Source organism: Actinomadura sp. NPDC049382 (assembly GCF_040677125.1).
Classification (GTDB): Bacteria; Actinomycetota; Actinomycetes; order Streptosporangiales; family Streptosporangiaceae; genus Spirillospora; species Spirillospora geliboluensis.
This window is the reverse complement of sequence record NZ_JBFARO010000018.1, coordinates 56,730-75,460: the sequence shown is the minus strand read 5'-3', so window position 1 is coordinate 75,460 and position 18,731 is coordinate 56,730. Positions and strand designations below refer to the sequence as shown.

Below are 18,731 nucleotides of genomic sequence, written 5' to 3'. Positions count from 1 at the left end.
AGAGGACGCTGTGAACCTGATCGACGAGACCATCGCCGCCATCGCCCCGCTGGACGAGGCGGCCGTCCGGGACGCCCGCGACCACCAGGCGCGGCTCACCAAGCCGCCCGGGTCCCTCGGCGTCCTGGAGGAGGTGTCGGTCAGGCTCGCCGGGCTGGCCGGGCAGTGCCCGCCGCCGCTGCCCGAACCCGCCGCCGTCGCGGTGTTCGCCGCCGACCACGGCGTGCACGCGCAGGGCGTCACCCCGTGGCCGCAAGAGGTCACCGCGCAGATGGTGGCCAACTTCCTGGCCGGCGGCGCCGTGGTCAACGCGTTCGCCGCCCAGGTCGGCGCCCGCGTCACCGTGGTCGACGTCGGCGTCGCCGCCGAGCTCGACGCCGCCCCCGGCCTGCTCCGCCGCAAGATCGCGCCGGGAACCGCCGACATGACGGCCGGGCCCGCGATGACCGCCGAGCAGACCCGCCGCGCCGTCGAGACCGGCATCGGCGTGGCCCGCGCGCTCGTCGCCGAGGGCGCCCGGTGCCTGCTCACCGGGGACATGGGGATCGCCAACACCACCGCGTCCGCCGCGCTGATCGCCGCGTTCACCGGCCTCCCGCCGGAGGACGTCACCGGCCGCGGCACCGGCATCGACGACGCCACCCACGCGCACAAGGTCGCGGTCGTCCGCGCCGCCCTGGACCGGCACGGCCTCGCCCCCGGCCACGGCACGGCGCCGCTGGACGTCCTCGCCGCCGTCGGCGGGCTGGAGCACGCCGCGCTCGCCGGATTCGTCCTCGGCGCGGCCGCGCTGCGCGTCCCGGTCGTCCTCGACGGGGTGATCGCGGGCGCCGCCGCGCTGGCCGCCGCCGCGCTCCGCCCGGACGCCCTCGCCGGGTGCGTCGCCGGGCACCGCTCGGCCGAGCCCGGCCACGCCGCCGCCGTCGCCGCCCTCGGCCTGCGGCCCCTCGTCGACCTGGAGCTGCGGCTCGGCGAGGGGACCGGCGCCCTGCTGGCGTTGCCGCTGGTCCAGGGCGCGGTGCGGGTCCTGCACGACGTGGCCACGTTCGACTCCGCCGGGGTCAGCGAGAAGCCCGGCGCGGCCGGGGACGACGCCTCAGGACGGCCGTAGCGGAGTGATCAACGGTTGAGTCACGCTCGGCTATCGACTGAGCGGAGCCCCTCTGCATGGACTCCATATCCCGAGTACCTTTATTCAACAAAGGAACTTGCCGGTCACCGTCGTCCGCAAGCGCCGCGCACGTCCAACGAACCGCACGTCAGCCGCCCACCGCACCCGACCGAGAGAACCATTACGTGCCCCCGTACCTGCTAGGCCTGCGACTCGGCGGGCGACGCGTCCTCGTCGTCGGCGGGGGCCGGGTCGCCCAGCGCCGCGTGCCCGCGCTGCTGGACGCGGGCGCCGAGGTCGTCCTCGTCTCGCCGCACGTCACCGCCACCCTGGAGGGGCTCGCCGAACGCGGCCGGATCACCTGGCACCAGCGGCCCTACAAGCGCGGCGACTGCGCCGGCGCCTGGCTGGTGCAGGCCGTCACCGACGACGCCGCGGTCAACGGCGACGTGGTCGCGGAGGCCGACGCCAAGCGGATCTGGGCGGTGCGGGCCGACGACGCCGAGTCGTCCCCGGCCTGGACGCCCGCCAGCGGGCACGCGGGCGACGCGACCGTGGGCGTGCTGCTCGGCGGCGACCCGCGCCGCGCCGCGGGCATCCGCGACGCCGTGGTGGAGGGGCTCCGCGACGGCGCCCTCGAATCCCGGCACTCCCGGCGCAAGCCCGCCGGCGTCGCGCTCGTCGGCGGCGGCCCCGGCGACCCCGGCCTGATCACCGTGCGGGGGCGGCAGCTGCTCGCCATGGCCGACGTCGTCGTCACCGACCGGCTCGCCCCCGGCGGCCTGCTGGACGAGCTGGCCGCCGACGTCGAGGTGATCGACGCCGCGAAGATCCCCTACGGCCGCACCGTCACCCAGGACCGCATCAACGAGTACCTGGTCGAGCACGCGAAGGCCGGGCGCTTCGTCGTCCGGCTCAAGGGCGGCGACCCGTTCGTGTTCGGGCGCGGCGGCGAGGAGGCCCTGTACTGCGCCCGCCACGGCGTGCCCGTCACGGTCGTCCCCGGCATCACCAGCGCGGTCGCCGTGCCGTCCGCCGCGGGCATCCCGGTCACCCACCGGGGCGTGTCGCAGGAGTTCCACGTCGTCTCCGCGCACGTCCCGCCCGGCCACCCCGACTCCACCGTCGACTGGGCCGGGCTGGGGCGCGCGCGGGGCACGATCGTCCTGCTCATGGCGGTGGAGCGGATGGCGCTCATCGCAGCGGCCCTCATGCGCTATGGTCGATCGTCCGACACGCCGGTGGCCGTGGTACAGGACGGCACGCTCCCCGGCCAGCGGGCGCTGACGGCGACGCTGGGCACGGTGGCCGACGAGATGGCCGCCGCCGAGATCAGGCCCCCGGCGATCGCGGTGGTCGGCGACGTGGTCGCCGTGGCACGAGAGATCGACATGATTCGAGCGGACATGGGACGGGATCCGTGACACCCCCGGCAGAGCGAAGCGCGGTCCACGACGAGGAGGCCGCCGGCCAGGGACGCGGAATCGAGGACTCCGCGCCCGACAACGCCGTGCCCGAGAAGGACGCCGTGCCCGACAAGGACGCCCCCGACACCCCCGACACCTCGCAGACCCCCGCCGCCCCCGAAGCCGACGCACCGGAGCGGGACGCCCCGTCCGCCCGGGCGAAGGGCAAGGGCCGCCGCCGCGCCGCCCCCCGGACCGGCGGCGGGACGGTCCGCCAGGGCGAGCTGATCCGCGCCCTGACCGCGCTCCGCGACCAGCTCGGCGCGTTCGACCTGCTGCTGGACGTCCCCGGCGTCGAGGAGGCCCGCGAGGCCCGCGACGAGCTGCGCGGCCAGCTGGAGGACTACGTCCTCCCGCGCATCCAGGCCGCCGGCGCGCCGATGCTCGTGGTCCTCGGCGGCTCGACCGGCGCCGGCAAGTCCACCCTGGTCAACACGCTCGTCGGCGCCCGCGTGAGCGCCACCGGCGTGCTGCGCCCCACCACCAGCAGCCCCATCCTCGTCTGCCACCCCGACCACACGGAGTGGTTCATGGAGGGGCCGATGCTGCCCGGCATGGGACGCGTCCGCGGCCCCGCGCCCGACGCCATCGCCGGCGACCAGCTCGTCATCATCGGCAGCGACGTCCTGCCGCCCGGCCTCGCCCTCCTCGACAGCCCCGACTTCGACTCCGTCTTCGAGGACCACTACGAGTTCGCCACCAAGCTGATGGCCGCCGCCGACCTGTGGCTGTGCGTCACCACCGCCGCCCGGTACGCCGACGCCCAGGTGTGGCAGATGCTCCAGCGCGCCAAGGAGAACGGCGCCACGATCGGCGTCGTCCTGTCCCGCGTCCCCGACGGCGCCGGCGCCGAGGTCGTCGAGCACTTCGGCGAGATGCTGGACGAGCACGAGGTCGGCGACGCGCAGCGCTTCACCATCCCCGAGACCCGCATCGAGAACAGCCGGCTCCCCGAGGAGACCGTCGAGGACATCCGCGCCTGGCTGACCGGCGTCGCCGAGGACGCCGAGGACCGCGAGATCGTCATCAGCGACACCCTCGCCGCCGTCCTGGACAGCCTCCGCACCCGCGTCCCCGAGGTCGCCCGGCAGGTCGAGGCGCAGGTCGAGCAGCGCGCCGAGCTGGCCCGCGAGGTCGAGGCCGGCTACGGCACCGCCCTCGCCGAACTCGACGAGGCCACCCGCAACGGCTCCCTGCTGCGCGGCGAGGTCCTCGCCCGCTGGCAGGACTTCGCCGGCACCGGCGACCTGCTGAAGGCCCTGCACGTGCAGCGGTCCCGGCGCGGCCGGTCCGCCGGCCGCCGGGCGGGGCGCCGCAGCCCGGCCCGCGTCCGGGCGCTCAAGGCCGCGCTGCGCAGCGGGCTCGAATCTCTGATCATGTCGTCCGCCGAGCACGGGGCCGAGCAGGTCCTCGCCCGCTGGCGCGACCACCCCGCCGGGCGGCAGGTCCTCGCCGGGACCGACGCCGACCTCGCGCACGTCTCCCCGGAGCTGTCGCGCCGCGTCACCCGGGCCGTCAGCTCCTGGCAGGACCACGTCCAGGAGCTGATCCGCACCGAGGGCGTCACCAAGCGCTCGGTCGCGAAGCTGGTCTCGTTCGACACCGAGGCCGTGTCGCTCGTCCTGATGATCGGCCTGCTCGGCTACGGCACGTCCGACGTCGCCGTCGAGGGCGGCAACAGCGCCGTCCCGCAGCGGCTCCTGAAGGCGCTGTTCGGCGCCGAGTCGCTGCGCGGCATGGGCGCCAAGGCCCGCGCCGACCTGCGCAGCCGCATCGGGATGCTGTTCGACGAGGAGGCCATCAGATTCGGGCAGGTGCTCGACTCCGCGGGCATCCCCGACGAGACCGTCCCCGTCCAGCTGTACCAGGCCACCTACAACCTCGAGGTCGCCCGATGACCACCTCGGCCCTGCCCGCGAACTCGCCGGCCGGCACCGGCGGGATCCCGCTCGCCGACGCGACCGGGCCGGCCCCCGCCGCGCCCGCCCCCGCCGGTCCGCCCGCGCTGGTGGACCGGCTCAACGCCCTCGACCGGCTCGTCCAGACCGGCTACGGGCGGCTCGACCAGCCCGTCCTGGACGAGACGGGCGCGCTGCTCGACCGGGCCGGGCAGCGGCTCCGGCTGTCCGGCGACCACACCGTCGTGACCCTCGCCGGCGGCACCGGCAGCGGCAAGTCGTCCCTGTTCAACGCGATCTGCGGGCTCGAACTGTCGCCCACCGGGATGCGCCGCCCGATGACGTCCAAGGCCCACTCCTGCGTCTGGGGGCTGGACGGCGCCGGCCCGCTGCTCGACTGGCTCGACGTCGACAAGCGGCACCGCTACGCCCGCGCCAGCGCCCTCGACCTGGAGCGCGCCGACGCCGGCCTGCAGGGCCTCGTGCTGATCGACCTGCCCGACCACGACTCCATCCAGGCCGTGCACCGCGCCGAGGTCGACCGGTTCGTCACCATCGCCGACCTGCTGGTCTGGGTCGTCGACCCGCAGAAGTACGCCGACGCCGCCCTGCACCGCAACTACATCGTCCCGTTCGCCCGGCACACCGGCGTCACGCTGATCGTCCTCAACCAGGTCGACCGGCTCGCCCCGCACGAGATCGACGACTGCGTCGCCGACCTGCGCCGCCTCCTGGAGGCCGAGGGCCTCGCCGACCCGCGCATCGTGACCACGTCCGCGGTCGCCGCCGACGGCGTGCACGGGTTCCGGGACGTCCTCATCGACACCGTCGCCGCCCGCCGCGCCCGCACCGAGCGCCTGTCCGCCGACGTCGACCGGGTCGCCGAGCGGTTCACCGCCTACCGCTTCGACGCCGAGCCGCCCACGACCGTCGACGAGAACCGCCGCACCGAGCTGATCCAGGCGTTCACCGACGCCGCCGGCGCGCCCGCCGTCGCCGAGGCGATGGAGAGCGCCTACGAGCTGCGCGCCGCCGACTTCGTCGGCTGGCCCGTCAGCGCCATGATCGCCCGGCTGCGCTCCGACCCGCTGCGCCGGATGCGCCTCACCGAGCTGCGCGAGGAGCTCCGCAACGCCTTCACCGGCCCGGTCGGTGCCCAGCAGGGCGATGTGGACAACGCGCTCCAGAGCGTCACCGAGGGCCTGACCCCCGAGCTCCCCACCCACTGGGGGCGGTCCGTGCGGGCCGCGGCCCGCGCCCACGCCACCGAGATCCCCGAGGCGCTCGGCGAGTCCCTGAAGGCGGCCCTGCCCACCTTCAACACGGTCCCGCGCTGGTGGTGGCTGGTGAAGACCTGGCAGTACTTCCTGATTCTGGTCGCCGTCCTCAGCGTCGTCTGGATCGGCTTCCTCGTCGCCTACGGCCTGCTCGGCGCCGGCGGCGACGACCCGTCCGGCCTCATCGGCCAGGCGGGTCTGATCCCCTACGTGGCGGTCCTGGTCGTGTGCACGCTCGGCATGGGCTGGCTCACGGCGTCCGCCTGCCGCAACCTGGTCGCGCTGTCGTCCGCCAAACACGGCGAGAAGATGGAGCACCACATGCGCCAGGGCATCGAGCACGTCGCGTTCGAGAAGGTCATCGAGCCCATCGAGGACGACCTGGAGGTCTACGCCCGCTTCCGCAAGGACGTGGACGTCGCGCTCGGCTGAGTTATCCACAGTTCCGCGAGCCCCTGCCCGCCGCGGGGCCGCCGCGCCACCGTTGACTCGTAACCGAGGACAACGGAGGACGCAGTGAACGAGGCACACGTCACCATCACCGGCTGGGTCGCCGCCGAACCGCACTATGCCGTCACCGCGAACGGAACCCCCTATCTCTCCCTGCGCGTCGGCTGCACGCCCCGCCGCTTCGACCGCCAGACCAACCAGTGGCAGGACGACGACTCCCTGTTCGTGACCGTCAACTGCTGGCGCAACCTCGCCGAGAACGTCAACGCGTCCGAACTGCGGCGCGGCACACCCGTCCTGCTCACCGGCCGCCTGCGGATCCGCCAGTACGAACGCGCCGACCAGTGGCGCTTCTCCGCCGAGGTGGAGGCCCTCACGCTGGGCCCCGACCTGAACCGCGGCACCGTCGACTACCGCCCCGCCCAGCGCAGCGGCCCCCTGACCGACGAAGACCGCCAACTGGCCCGCGAAGCCGCCGACCAGTGGGCCCTGACGGCCCCCGCCGAAGAGGAGGAACCCAAAGCCGCCTGACCTCGCCCATTGGCCGGGCGTCAGCCGGTTCGCCGCGCCGGTTCCGCGTTTCGGTGGGCGCTCGGGCGTGTGCCGCGCAGGCGTTTGAAGGCGACGCTCAGGGCGTAGCCGTTGGCGTAGCCCACCTTCCTGGCGATGGCGTCCACCGTGAGGTCGGTCTGGCGGAGGAGGTCCGCAGCCAGGGCGATCCGCCAGTTCGCGAGGTAGGCCATCGGCGGTCCGCCGACCATGGCGGTGAACCGCCGGGCGAGCGCCGCCCGGGAGACCCCCACCTTGGCCGTCGCCTCGGCCACCGTCCACGGGTGGGCGGGCGCGTCGTGCAGCAGCCGCAACGCGGCGCCCGCCACCGGGTCGTCGAGCGCCCGGCACCAGGCCGGGGCGTCGGCGTCCGGGTCGTCGAACCAGCTGCGCAGCGCGGAGACCAGCATCAGGTCCAGCAGCCGGTCCAGGACCAGCTGCTGTCCCGGCCGGGCCCTGCCGATCTCCTCGGCGAGCGTCTTCACCGCGGGGAAGGGGCTGTCTTCGGCTCGCACCACGAGAGCGGCGGGCAGGGCACCCAGCAGCCGTTCGCTGAGCTCCCCGCGACGCTCGAAGGCCCCGCTGAGCAGCACGGGGGCTCCGTCGACGGGCGTTCCGCAGGTCCGAGCCGGTCCGGAGGCGCCCTCGGCCGCTGAGCAGTAGTCGCCGCTGGTCACCTCCAGCGAGGGTGTGGTCGCGGGATCGTCGGCGACCGTATAAGGCACATCGCCGCGGACGACGGCGATGCCGCCCAGTTCTGTCGGAGCGAGTGCAGGCGGTCGTCAGTGGCGGTTGGCGGTCCGGGCGGCGCGCTCTTGCCGGAACAAAGGGCGGCAGAACAAAGGGCAACACGCCCGGGGCGAGTTGGCGGCTGGTTGTTCGTGGTGCGGTGGGCGGCGGAGGGGGAGCGGGGGCGTGGCCGGCGTGGTCGCCGGTCGGCGCCCCCGCGCCGTCGGGGTTCTGCGGCCTGGTCAGATCCAGGAAATGCCGCGCATGACGATTTCCCCCTCAGGATGTGCTGAGCACCGCGAATCCGCGGGCCCTGATGCCGGTGCCCGGAACGGTCACCCGCATGTGCCTTCCCGAACGTACCTGTTTCACGCCCGTTCCGCACACGTTGCAACTATCGTGTTACACAACGTGATGCGCGTAAGGGGGAAGGATGACGGCAGTGCAGTCGTCCGCCGAGGACCATGGTGGGGAGCTGGCCGGCAAGCCCGGGCGCCGGGTACGACCGGGGCGTCCGACCCTGCTCGTGGTCTACGTGCCGGTGGTCGTCGCCGTCCACCTCGGGCTCATCGTCGCCGGGCTGGTGGAGACCCCGTACCGGGGCGACGAGCTGGTGACGTTCGCGGCCCTGCTGGCGTGCGGGGCCATGTGCATCGAGGCGACCCGGCGGCTCGGCATGCCGGCCGGCGTGGCGCGTGACCTGCTGTCGGCCTGGTGGCTGCCGGTGGCGCTCCTGCTGCCGCCGTTGTACGCGCTGCTGCTCCCGATACCGCTGCAGGCGCTGCTGCAGTTCCGGGTGCGCCGCACGCTGATCTACCGGCGGGCGATCGTGGCCGGCGCGCTCGGCATCGCCGGGGCGTGCGCGTCCGAGGTGTTCCACCTGGTGGTGCCCGAACCGCTGCAGGGGGCGCCGCAGTGGGTCGTCGAGCCCTACCCGGGCATCCCGGCCGCCGTCGGGTGCGCGGCGCTGTTCACCGTGGTGAACACGGCGATCGTCGCGGTCGCGGCGCACGCGGCGAACCCCGAGAGCCGCTGGCGGGACGTCCTGTGGAACCGCGAGAGCCTGCTGCTGGACGTGGTCGAGCTCTGCGTCGGCGTCATCGTGGCGATCACCAGCGCCCTGTCGCTGGGCCTGCTCCTGCTGGCGCTGCCCCCCGTGATGCTGCTGCAGCGCAGCCTGATGCACCAGCAGCTCCAGGCCGCCGCGCGCACGGACGCGAAGACGGGCCTGCTGAACGCGTCGGCCTGGCAGCGGGAGGCCGACACCGAGCTGTCCCGGGCGCAGCGCACCCACGACGCCGTCGCCCTGCTGCTGATCGACATCGACCACTTCAAGCGGGTCAACGACACGCACGGCCACCTGATCGGCGATCAGGTGCTTGTGGGGGTGGCCAGCACCCTGTGCCACCAGCTGCGCGACTACGACGTGGTGGGGAGGTTCGGCGGCGAGGAGTTCGTGGTGCTGCTGCCGGGCGCCGACACCGTGGAGGCGTGCCGGGTCGCGGAGCGGCTCCGGGGCCGGGTCCGCAGGCTCGCGGTGCCCGCCGAGGAGGGCACGGTCACGGTCACGGTCTCGGTGGGCGTCGCCCTCTTCCGCACCCACGGCCAAGACCTTCTGGAGCTGCTCGCCGCCGCCGATCTCGCCCTGTACCGCGCCAAGTCGTCCGGCCGCGACCGGGTCTGCCTCCCCGCCCTGGACGGCCCCAAGACCGCGGGCGGCTGAGGCGGCCCCGCGCGGGCCGCGCCGAGGGGCGCCGAAGCGGTCCCAGGACCCTCTAGGCTTGAGGATATGGCCGAGTACATCTACACGATGCAGCGTGTGCGCAAGGCACATGGCGACAAGGTCGTCCTCGACGACGTCACCCTGCATTTCCTCCCGGGCGCGAAGATCGGCGTCCTGGGGCCGAACGGCACCGGTAAGTCGACGCTGCTGCGGATGATGGCCGGTCTGGAACAGCCCTCCAACGGCGACGCGCGCCTGATGCCGGGGTTCACCGTCGGCATGCTCCAGCAGGAGCCGCCGCTGAACGAGGAGAAGGACGTCCTCGGGAACGTGCAGGAGGGCGTCGCCGAGACCAAGGCGATGGTCGACCGGTTCAACGAGATCGCCGAGAAGATGGCGACGGACTACTCCGACGAGCTGATGGAGGAGATGGGCAAGCTCCAGGAGCAGCTCGACCACCGCAACGCGTGGGACCTCGACAGCCAGCTCGAGCAGGCGATGGACGCGCTGCGCTGCCCGCCCGGCGACGCCGAGGTCTCGAAGCTGTCGGGTGGTGAGCGCCGGCGCGTCGCGCTGTGCAAGCTCCTGCTCGAAGCGCCCGACCTGCTGCTGCTGGACGAGCCCACCAACCACCTGGACGCCGAGAGCGTGCAGTGGCTGGAGCAGTTCCTCGCCAAGTACGAGGGCACCGTCCTGGCCGTCACGCACGACCGGTACTTCCTCGACAACGTCGCCACCTGGATCCTCGAACTGGACCGGGGCCGCTGCTACCCCTATGAGGGCAACTACTCCACGTACCTGGAGAAGAAGGCCGACCGGCTGAAGGTCGAGGGCAACAAGGACGCCAAGCGCAAGAAGCGCCTCCAGGACGAGCTGGAGTGGGTCCGCTCCAACCCGAAGGCGCGGCAGACCAAGAGCAAGGCCCGCCTGGAGCGCTACGAGGAGATGGCGGCGGAGGCCGCCAAGACCCGCAAGCTGGACTTCGAGGAGATCCAGATCCCGCCGGGCCCGCGCCTCGGCAACACGGTCATCGTCGCCGACAAGCTCACCAAGGGCTTCGAGGACCGGCTGCTGATGGACGACCTGTCGTTCAACCTGCCGCCGAACGGCATCGTCGGCGTCATCGGCCCGAACGGCGTCGGCAAGACCACGCTCTTCCGCATGATCGTCGGCGAGGAGCAGCCGGACGCCGGCGTGCTGCGCCTCGGTGAGACCGTCAAGGTCTCCTACGTCGACCAGGGCCGCGGCGGCATCGACGCCAAGAAGACGGTGTGGGAGGTCGTCTCGGACGGTCTCGACCACATCAACGTCGGCCAGGTCGAGATGCCGTCCCGCGCCTATGTCGCGGCGTTCGGGTTCAAGGGCCCCGACCAGCAGAAGCCGGCGGGCGTCCTGTCCGGCGGCGAGCGCAACCGCCTCAACCTGGCGCTGACGCTGAAGATGGGCGGCAACGTCCTCCTGCTGGACGAGCCCACCAACGACCTGGACACCGAGACCCTGTCCAGCCTGGAGAACGCGCTCCTCGAATTCCCCGGCTGCGCCGTGATCACCTCGCACGACCGGTGGTTCCTGGACCGCATCGCCACCCACATCCTCGCGTGGGAAGAGGGCTCGAACTGGTTCTGGTTCGAGGGCAACTTCGCCGACTACGAGAAGAACAAGATCGAGCGCCTGGGCGCGGACGCCGCCCGCCCCCACCGGGTGACGCACCGCAAGCTCACCCGCGACTGACGGCCCGCACCGTATCGCCCGACGGCCCCGTGAAGCACCCCTTCACGGGGCCGCCGCGTCCCACCCGATCAGCCCCAGACCCTCGGCCCCCCAGCCCCGCCCCCACACTCCGGCCCCTGCGCCCTCCCACGTGCCCGCCCGAGCGGCCCACCCGCCTTTCGCGCGCGGGTTCCACACTCATGCTCAGAGCTCTGCGCCCCGGTCGCCGAGCCCGAGAGGCTCGCGCCCTTCCGTGCGTGAGTTCTGCTCTCATGCTCCGGAGTCCTGCGCCCCGCTCGTGGGGGCCGAGCGGCCCGCGCCTCCGGTGTGTGGGTTCTGCGCTCATGATCCGGGGCCAAACTCATGCTTGCCCGGGCGTCTCACTCCCTCCGCGCGCGCCCTAGCCCCGCACTCACACTGTGGAAACCCGCGCGCGTGGTGCTCGCTGTCCTGTGCTCTCGCCTGCGAATGTGCCCGGCGTAACCCGTCGGCTGTGCTTGGGCGCCTGTGAGGTCTGGCTCTCGGGTCAGCGAGCAGCGCCTACGGAGAGACCGCCCGACCACGGAGTGGCCGATGGCGAGGCGTGCTAGGGGCAATGCGTGGGTGTGAGATCGCGCAGGGGCGAGGGGGCCTTGCTCGGGGTGCGGTTGTTGGGTGGCGCGTTCTGCGGGTGTGTCTTTGTCTGTGGTTGTCGGGTGTTCGGGTGGGTTTTGGTCGTGATTGTGGGGTGTTTCGTGGTGGGGGAGGGGAAGTCGAATTTGGTTCGTGGTGGTGTTGGGCGAATGTCGGGTTCGGGGGCGGGGGCCATTCTTAATGATCTTTCTCGGGGGTGTCGGTGCAGGTGGGGGGAGGGGTGGAGTGACCTAGTGGTCATTGGTGTTTTCGATCACTGGGGCGGGATCTCGGCGGGTGATGTTGGGGATTGTGAGCCACGGTGGCGCTTTTATGCGTAAGACTGGGGTGAAAGCAGTTCCTGTGTGCCGCAAAGGAGATTCGTGGACGGGTCAACGATGACAGGGCGGGCGGCGCGATGAACATGGAGCGGGAGTCGCTGACGTCGTTCCCCGCGTTCCACCGGCACTGGGCGCCGCTGCTCACCGGGTACCTGCGGGCGCAGACGGCGGACGGGCGCTGGGTCGAGGACGTCGCGCGGGAGAGCATGCTCGCCGCGCGGTGCGGGTGGGGCGAGCTGGTCACCTGCGAGAAGCCGGGCGTGTGGCTGTTCCGGATCGCGACGACCCTGCTGCGCCGCTGGCAGGCGAAGGCGCGCGAGCAGTGCACCTCGCTGGACGAGATGGCCTGCGCCGGGCCGGACGGCCTGATGGCGGCGGTGCGGAGCCTGCCGCGCCGGCAGCGGGAGGCCGTCGCGCTGCGCTGCCTGCTGGAGTTCCCGATGCCGGACGTCGCGGAGATCCTGGACGAGAGCGAGGCCGCCGCCGCGGTGCATGTGGAGCGGGCGCGGCGGCGGCTGGCGGGGATGGTGCGGCCGGCGGAGGTCGACGCGTGACCCTGGACGGTGCCCTCGCCGCCGCGGCGTCCGCGATCGCGGGCATGCCCGAGGCCGAGTTCGCCGTCGGGCTCGCGGAGGTGGAGGAGGAGTACCGGCGGCGCGACGACATCGCGCGGGCGCGGCACGCGGCGTTCGTCGCGTCGCTCCAGCTCGACCGGGCCGCGTACGAGCTGGGGTGCCGCCACGAGGCGGACGGGAACCTGGTGGAGGCCGCCCGCTGGTTTCGGGTCGCGGCGGGCGGCGACCACGCCGACGCCGCGCTGCGGCTCGGCCGCGCGCTCGACCGGCTCGCCGGGGCCTGCGGGCGCGCGGAGCTGCATCTGGTGACCGAGGCGGCGCAGGCGTATGCGGAGGCGTACGCCGCGGGCTATCCCGAGGCCGCCGACCGGATCGACGAGCTGCTGGCCGGGTTCGCGGGCCGCCGGGAGGAGCTGCCGCGCGAACCCCCGGCGCGCTGTACCCATGTCCGCGAGCTGGCGTCGGCGAACGAGGTGCTCAGCGACGAGCGGATCCGGGAGCTGAGCCGCCATGCCGCGCGGTGCATCACCTGCCTGGCGGACTTCGTCGCGTTGCTGAAGAGCGCCTCGGCCGCGCTGCCGTCCGGCACGGTGACCGATCCGTTCGCCCAGGATTGATGCTTCGGGTGCATCGAACAATGCGTTTTTCGTGTTGGACAGGTATCGTTCCCGTCTCCTAGGGTCCGTTTTGACGTGACCTGACGGAGGAGGACGGACCCTTGGCGCAGCTCACCGGACGCATGGTGATCGGCTTCGACCGCGTCGCCGGCACGGGGCGGGCGATCACCGCCGTCGATCCCCGCACCGGTGAGAACCTCGATCCCGGGTACCGCTACGGCGACCAGGGCGATGTGGAGCGCGCGTGCGCCCTGGCAGAGGAGGCGTTCGACGCCTACCGCGCGACGACGGCAGAGCAGCGCGCCGCCTTCCTGGAGTCGATCGCTGCCAAGCTCGACGCGCTGCGCGACGTCCTGGTCGAGCGCGCGGCGGCGGAGACCGGGCTTCCGGTGGCGCGGCTCACCGGTGAGGTCGGCCGGACGACGGGGCAGCTCCGGCTGTTCGCGGGAGACCTTCGCGGCGGCGAGCCGTTCACGAGCGTCGACCCGGCGGGCGAGGGCGGGCCCGAGATCCGGCAGGGCAGGGTGCCGCTGGGGCCGGTCGTCGTGTTCGGCGCCAGCAACTTCCCGTTCGCGTTCTCCGTGGCCGGCGGCGACACCGCGTCCGCGCTGGCGGCGGGCTGCCCGGTCGTCGTGAAGGCGCACGACGCGCACCCGGGGACGTGCGAGCTGGTCGGGGCGGCGGTGTCGGAGGCCGTCCGGGAGGCGGGCCTGCCCGAGGGCGTGTTCTCGATGCTCTACGGCGACGGGCCCACGCTCGGCATCGCGCTCGTCACCGACCCGCGCGTCCGGGCGGTCGGGTTCACCGGGTCGCGGAAGGCGGGCCTGGCGATCGCGCGGGCGGCGGCGGGCCGGCCCGTTCCGATCCCGGTCTACGCGGAGATGAGCAGCGTCAACCCGGTGTTCCTGCTGCCGGACGCCCTGGCCGCGCGCGCCGGTGAGCTGGCCGAGGGGTTCGCCGGGTCGGTGACGCTCGGCGCCGGGCAGTTCTGCACCAACCCCGGGCTCGTCTTCGCGGTGAAGGGCGCGGATCTCGACGCGTTCCTGGACGCGGCGGCCAAGGCGATCGAGGCCGACCCGGGGGCGCCGATGCTCACCCCGGGCATCGCCCGCGCCTACGCCGACGGCGTCGCGCGGCTCGACCGGCATCCGGACGTGGAGATCATCGCCCGCGGCCGGGAGCCCGACGCGGCGGCCGGCTGCCGGGCCGCGCTCGCGGCCGTGGACGCCGCCCGCTTCGGCCCCGACCTCCAGGAGGAGATTTTCGGCGCCTGCTCGCTGGTGGTCCGCTGCGACGACCTCGACCAGGTCATCGCCGTGGCGCGGGGCCTGGAGGGCCAGCTGACCGCGACGATCCACGGCGCCGGGGACGACGCGGCGCGGCTGCTGCCGGTGGTGGAGCGGCTGGCCGGCCGGATCGTGTGGGACGGCTGGCCGACCGGGGTCAGGGTCGGGCACGCGATGGTCCACGGCGGCCCGTACCCGGCGACGTCCGACGCGCGCACGACGTCGGTGGGCAGCCTCGCCATCGAGCGGTTCCAGCGGCCGATCGCCTACCAGGGGACGCCCCGATGAGCACGCCCGTCGTCACCGGCATGCGGGTCGTGCCCGTCGCGGGCCACGACAGCATGCTGCTCAACCTGGGCGGGGCGCACGGCCCGTTCTTCACCCGGAACGTGCTGCTGCTGACCGACTCGTCCGGCAGCACGGGGGTCGGGGAGGTGCCGGGCGGCGAGGGCATCCGCAGGACGCTGGAGGACGCCCGCGAGCTGATCGTCGGCAGGCCCCTCGGCCGGTCGGACGAGATCCTGAACTCCGTCCGGGCCGCGTTCGGGCACCTGGACGCGGGCGGGCGCGGTCCGCTGACGCACGACACCCGGATCACCGTCCACGCGCTGGCCGCGATCGAGTCGGCGCTGCTGGACCTGATGGGGCGGTTCCTCGGCGTGCCGGTGGCGGCGCTGCTCGGCGACGGCGTCCAGCGCAGCTCGATCCCGATGCTGGGCTACCTGTTCTACATCGGCGACCGGAACAAGACGGACCTTCCCTACCGGGAGCCCCCGAAGGACGCGGACGGCTGGCTCCGGGTGCGGCACGAGGAGGCGCTGACGCCGGACGCGATCGTCCGGCAGGCGGAGGCCGCGCGGGAGCGGTACGGGTTCGCCGACTTCAAGCTCAAGGGCGGCGTGCTGCGGCCCGACGAGGAGGCGGCGGCGGTGCGGGCGCTCGCCGAGCGGTTTCCGGACGCCCGCATCAACCTCGACCCGAACGGCGCGTGGTCGCTCGCCGAGGCCGTCCGGGTCGGCAACGATCTCAAGGACGTCCTCGCCTACGCCGAGGACCCGTGCGGCGCCGAACTGGGCTATTCCGGACGCGAGACGATGGCGGAGTTCCGCCGCGCGACCGGCCTGCGCACCGCCACCAACATGATCGCGACCGACTGGCGCGAGCTGGGCCACGCGATCCGGCTGGACGCGGTGGACATCCCGCTCGCCGACCCGCACTTCTGGACGATGCGCGGCTCGGTGCGGGTGGCGCAGCTCTGCGAGGCGTGGGGCCTGACCTGGGGCTCGCACTCCAACAACCACTTCGACGTGTCGCTGGCGATGTTCACCCACGTCGCCGCCGCCGCGCCCGGCGAGATCACCGCGATCGACACGCACTGGATCTGGCAGGACGGCCAGCGCCTCACCGCGGACCCGCTCCGCATCGTGGACGGCCGCGTCGGCCTGCCCGACGCGCCGGGCCTCGGCGTCGAGATCGACGAGGATCGGCTGGAGGAGGCGCACCGGCGCTACGTCCGCCACGGGCTCGGCGACCGGGACGACGAGGCGGCGATGCGGTACCTGATCCCGGGCTGGACGTTCGACCGCAAGCGACCCTGCCTCGTGAGGGACTGAATCGGCTGCGGGTAACATCGGGCCGACCCCCGGTTCCCCGATCCCCAGGCGAGGACATGCAGCGGACGCCTACGGCCGAGTACCGGCACGTCTACGAGTTCAACATCCGGTTCGGCGACATCGACTCCCAGGGCCATGTGAACAACGTCAAGTTCCTCGGCTACCTGGAGGACGCCCGGCTGGAGATGTTCCACGGCGACCCGGTGCGCAAGGGCGAGCAGCCCGTCCGCGGGATGGTGATCTCGCGGCACGAGATCGACTACCGGCTGCCGCTGCTGCCGACCGTCTACCCGATCCGGGTGGAGACCTGGGTGACCGAGGCCCGCGCCGCCTCGTTCAAGCTCGCCTACGAGGTGCGCGACGACGAGAACGTGTACGCGGAGGCGACCTCGACGCTCGTCGCGTTCGACGTGGAGGCGAACCGGCTGCGCCGCTTCACGCCGGAGGAGCGCGAGTTCATCGGGCGCTACGTGGTGCCGAGCGCATGACCGCGCTGGCCGGGCCCCAGCCCGCCCTGGATCGCCGCCAGCCGGGCGTTCGGCTCCGCGTCGTCCAGATGGCGGACGCGGAGGCGCTCGCCGCGCTGTACCGGGAGAACCAAGAGTACCTGCGCCCGTGGGAGCCGGAGCGCGACGACGCGTACTTCACGGTCGACGCCCAGCGCGACAACCTGCACGACCTCATCGAGGCGTACGCGCTGGGGGAGATGTGGCCCGGCCTGATCCTGGTCGACGGTGAGATCGCCGGACGGATCACGCTCAACAACATCCTGCGCGGCCCACTCCAGTGCTGCTTCGTCGGCTACTGGGTGGCGCGCGCGCACGCCGGCCATGGTGTCGCCACAGAGGCGCTGAGGCAGGCCCTGGACGTGGCGTTCGGCGCGCTGCGCCTGCACCGCGTCGAAGCCTTCACGAGGGTCGACAACCACGCGTCCCAGCGCGTCCTGCGCAACAACGGCTTCACGCCCGTCGGGACGGCCCGCCGCCACATCCACCTGGACGGGCGCTGGCACGACGAGCACCTCTTCGAGTGCCTGGCCCCGTGGGACGACGGGGTGTCCCTGACCCCGCCCGCGTGACCCTCTGCGCCCTCTCCACGTGACCCCTGCGGCCTCTCCGCGCCCCCTTCACGTGACCCTCTGCGGCCCCTTCGCGTGACCCGCCCGCAGGGTGATCTGTCCTGGCGCGCCCGGTGACAACCGAGCCGTCACGGATAGGTAACAAGCACCACAGCAATCCGTTTTAGGGCCTCTTCTCCCTCTAGTGTCGCGACGCGAATGTGGAGAACCCACGTGAAAGGGGCATAATGCGGCGCGTCTCACGAGGAGCGATGGCACTGCTGCTCGCCGCCGGAATGACCGGCGCGGGAGCCACGGCGGCGCAGGCGGCGATCACCGCGCAGGCGGGTACCACGCAGGCGGGTGCGGCCCAGGCCGGCGACATTCTGGCCCAGCTCAAGGCCATTCACGGAATGCGGGTGACGGAGAAGGACTCGACGATTCCCGGGGTCCGCTGGTTCTGGCTCGAATACCGCCAGCCCGTCGACCACCGCAAGCCCTGGGGGCAGTGGTTCGAGCAGCGCATCATGCTGCAGCACAAGTCGGCCGACAAGCCCATGGTGCTCTACACCAGCGGCTACGACACCCCCGAAGTGATGTTCACGTCCGAGCCCACGGCCCTGGTGGACGGCAACCAGATCTCGGTCGAGTACCGCTACTTCACCCCGTCCCGTCCCGAGCCGACCGACTGGTCCAAGGACAACATCTGGCAGGCCGCCACCGACGAGCACCGGCTCATCAAGGCCCTCAAGACCATCTACAAGGGCAAGTGGATCTCGACCGGCGCCAGCAAGGGCGGCATGACGGCCGTCTACCACAAGCGCTTCTACCCAGGTGACGTCGACGGCAGCGTCGTCTACGTGGCGCCCAACGACGTCAACAACAACGACGACCGCGCCTACGACGAGTTCTTCCGGACCGTCGGGGACGACCCCCAGTGCCGCGCCCACGTCAAGGCGCTCGCGCGCGAGTTCCTCAAGCGCCGCCCCGCCATGCTCCAGCGCTTCAAGGCCGCCGCCGACGAGCAGGGCCTGACCTTCACCATCCTGCGCTCGATGGACCGCGCCTTCGAGAACTCGGTCATGGACTACGAGTGGGCGTTCTACCAGTACAGCCTGCTGTCCGACTGCCCGTCGCTGCCGCCGGTGGACGCCGTTGACGACGAGATCTACAAGACGCTCGACACCATCTCCGGGCTGTCGTTCTACAGCGACCAAGGGCTCGCCCCGTACATTCCGTACTACTACCAGGCGGGCACTCAGCTCGGCTGGCCGTCGCCCAAGTTCAAGCACCTGCGGCCGCTGCTGCGCTACGAGGACAGCTACCAGCCGCGCACCTACGTCCCGCGTGACATCCCGATGCGGTTCGACCGGGGCAGCGCGATGCGCGACATCGACCGCTGGGTGCGGAACAACTCCAACCACATGCTGTTCCTGTACGGCGCCAACGACCCGTGGGGCGCCGAGCCGTTCACCCTGGGACGGGGCAGCCGCGACTCGGCCGTCTACGTCGCGCCCGGCATGAACCACAGCGCGCGCCTCATCGCCAAGCTGCCCGCCGACGAGCAGGCCGCGGCGGTCGCGGACGTCAAGCGCTGGGCCGGCGTCGAGTCGCAGGCCCGGACCTTCCAGGCGGTGCCGCCCGCCGACGACCCGCTCCAGATCCAGCGTCCGCCCATGTAACCGGCCCTTCCCGCCGGTGAAGGCCCGCGGTGCGC

At 72.7% G+C, this 18,731-nt stretch carries 15 protein-coding genes; 14 read left to right on the top strand and 1 reads right to left on the bottom strand.

Annotated features, from left to right (window positions below):
* Nucleotides 1-10: 10 nt before the first annotated feature.
* The 5 genes from cobT to AB0K34_RS14540 all read left to right on the top strand — a co-directional run bounded on the left by cobT (nucleotide 11) and on the right by AB0K34_RS14540 (nucleotide 6,733).
* A complete protein-coding gene (cobT, locus tag AB0K34_RS14560) occupies nucleotides 11-1,111 on the top strand; it encodes a nicotinate-nucleotide--dimethylbenzimidazole phosphoribosyltransferase (RefSeq protein WP_364548641.1) in 1,101 nt (366 codons plus the stop codon).
* 185 nt (nucleotides 1,112-1,296) lie between these two features.
* On the top strand, nucleotides 1,297-2,535 hold the full coding sequence (cobA, locus tag AB0K34_RS14555; RefSeq protein ID WP_364548638.1) for a uroporphyrinogen-III C-methyltransferase: 1,239 nt from the start codon (nucleotides 1,297-1,299) through the stop codon (nucleotides 2,533-2,535).
* Nucleotides 2,532-4,475, top strand: coding sequence for an AAA family ATPase (locus AB0K34_RS14550; RefSeq protein ID WP_364548636.1), 1,944 nt, complete (start codon nucleotides 2,532-2,534; stop codon nucleotides 4,473-4,475). The genes cobA and AB0K34_RS14550 overlap by 4 nt, the downstream gene beginning before the upstream one ends.
* On the top strand, nucleotides 4,472-6,184 hold the full coding sequence (locus AB0K34_RS14545) for an ABC transporter (RefSeq protein WP_301174673.1): 1,713 nt from the start codon (nucleotides 4,472-4,474) through the stop codon (nucleotides 6,182-6,184). Before AB0K34_RS14550 ends, AB0K34_RS14545 begins: the two co-directional genes overlap by 4 nt.
* Nucleotides 6,185-6,268: 84 nt before the next feature.
* Nucleotides 6,269-6,733, top strand: a complete 465-nt coding sequence (locus AB0K34_RS14540; RefSeq protein WP_364548633.1) for a single-stranded DNA-binding protein — start codon at nucleotides 6,269-6,271, stop codon at nucleotides 6,731-6,733.
* Between the two features lie 20 nt (nucleotides 6,734-6,753).
* Here the strand turns inward: AB0K34_RS14540 and AB0K34_RS14535 are convergent, their stop codons facing one another.
* Nucleotides 6,754-7,497: an AraC family transcriptional regulator gene (locus AB0K34_RS14535; protein ID WP_364548710.1), complete on the bottom strand. Its 744-nt coding sequence runs from the start codon at nucleotides 7,495-7,497 to the stop codon at nucleotides 6,754-6,756.
* A gap of 416 nt (nucleotides 7,498-7,913) precedes the next feature.
* Here AB0K34_RS14535 and AB0K34_RS14530 point away from each other — a divergent pair, with 416 nt between their 5' ends.
* The 9 genes from AB0K34_RS14530 to AB0K34_RS14490 all read left to right on the top strand — a co-directional run bounded on the left by AB0K34_RS14530 (nucleotide 7,914) and on the right by AB0K34_RS14490 (nucleotide 18,696).
* A complete protein-coding gene (locus AB0K34_RS14530; protein ID WP_364548630.1) occupies nucleotides 7,914-9,203 on the top strand; it encodes a GGDEF domain-containing protein in 1,290 nt (429 codons plus the stop codon).
* A 66-nt stretch (nucleotides 9,204-9,269) separates the two neighbouring features.
* Nucleotides 9,270-10,934, top strand: a complete 1,665-nt coding sequence (gene ettA, locus AB0K34_RS14525; RefSeq protein WP_138642192.1) for an energy-dependent translational throttle protein EttA — start codon at nucleotides 9,270-9,272, stop codon at nucleotides 10,932-10,934.
* A gap of 1,009 nt (nucleotides 10,935-11,943) precedes the next feature.
* On the top strand, nucleotides 11,944-12,420 hold the full coding sequence (locus AB0K34_RS14520) for a sigma factor-like helix-turn-helix DNA-binding protein (RefSeq protein ID WP_364548626.1): 477 nt from the start codon (nucleotides 11,944-11,946) through the stop codon (nucleotides 12,418-12,420).
* Nucleotides 12,417-13,058 carry a hypothetical protein gene (locus AB0K34_RS14515; RefSeq protein ID WP_364548623.1) on the top strand — a complete coding sequence of 214 codons (642 nt, stop codon included), beginning with the start codon at nucleotides 12,417-12,419 and terminating at the stop codon, nucleotides 13,056-13,058. The genes AB0K34_RS14520 and AB0K34_RS14515 overlap by 4 nt, the downstream gene beginning before the upstream one ends.
* Before the next feature lie 101 nt (nucleotides 13,059-13,159).
* The gene (locus AB0K34_RS14510) at nucleotides 13,160-14,632 is read left to right on the top strand and encodes an aldehyde dehydrogenase (NADP(+)) (RefSeq protein ID WP_364548620.1); all 1,473 of its coding nucleotides are present in this window, start codon (nucleotides 13,160-13,162) and stop codon (nucleotides 14,630-14,632) included.
* A complete protein-coding gene (locus tag AB0K34_RS14505; protein ID WP_364548617.1) occupies nucleotides 14,629-15,957 on the top strand; it encodes an enolase C-terminal domain-like protein in 1,329 nt (442 codons plus the stop codon). Before AB0K34_RS14510 ends, AB0K34_RS14505 begins: the two co-directional genes overlap by 4 nt.
* 56 nt (nucleotides 15,958-16,013) lie before the next feature.
* The gene (locus AB0K34_RS14500) at nucleotides 16,014-16,445 is read left to right on the top strand and encodes a thioesterase family protein (protein ID WP_138635575.1); all 432 of its coding nucleotides are present in this window, start codon (nucleotides 16,014-16,016) and stop codon (nucleotides 16,443-16,445) included.
* Nucleotides 16,442-17,035 carry a GNAT family protein gene (locus AB0K34_RS14495; protein ID WP_364548614.1) on the top strand — a complete coding sequence of 198 codons (594 nt, stop codon included), beginning with the start codon at nucleotides 16,442-16,444 and terminating at the stop codon, nucleotides 17,033-17,035. Before AB0K34_RS14500 ends, AB0K34_RS14495 begins: the two co-directional genes overlap by 4 nt.
* Before the next feature lie 251 nt (nucleotides 17,036-17,286).
* A complete protein-coding gene (locus AB0K34_RS14490; RefSeq protein WP_364548611.1) occupies nucleotides 17,287-18,696 on the top strand; it encodes a S28 family serine protease in 1,410 nt (469 codons plus the stop codon).
* Nucleotides 18,697-18,731 lie beyond the last annotated feature (35 nt).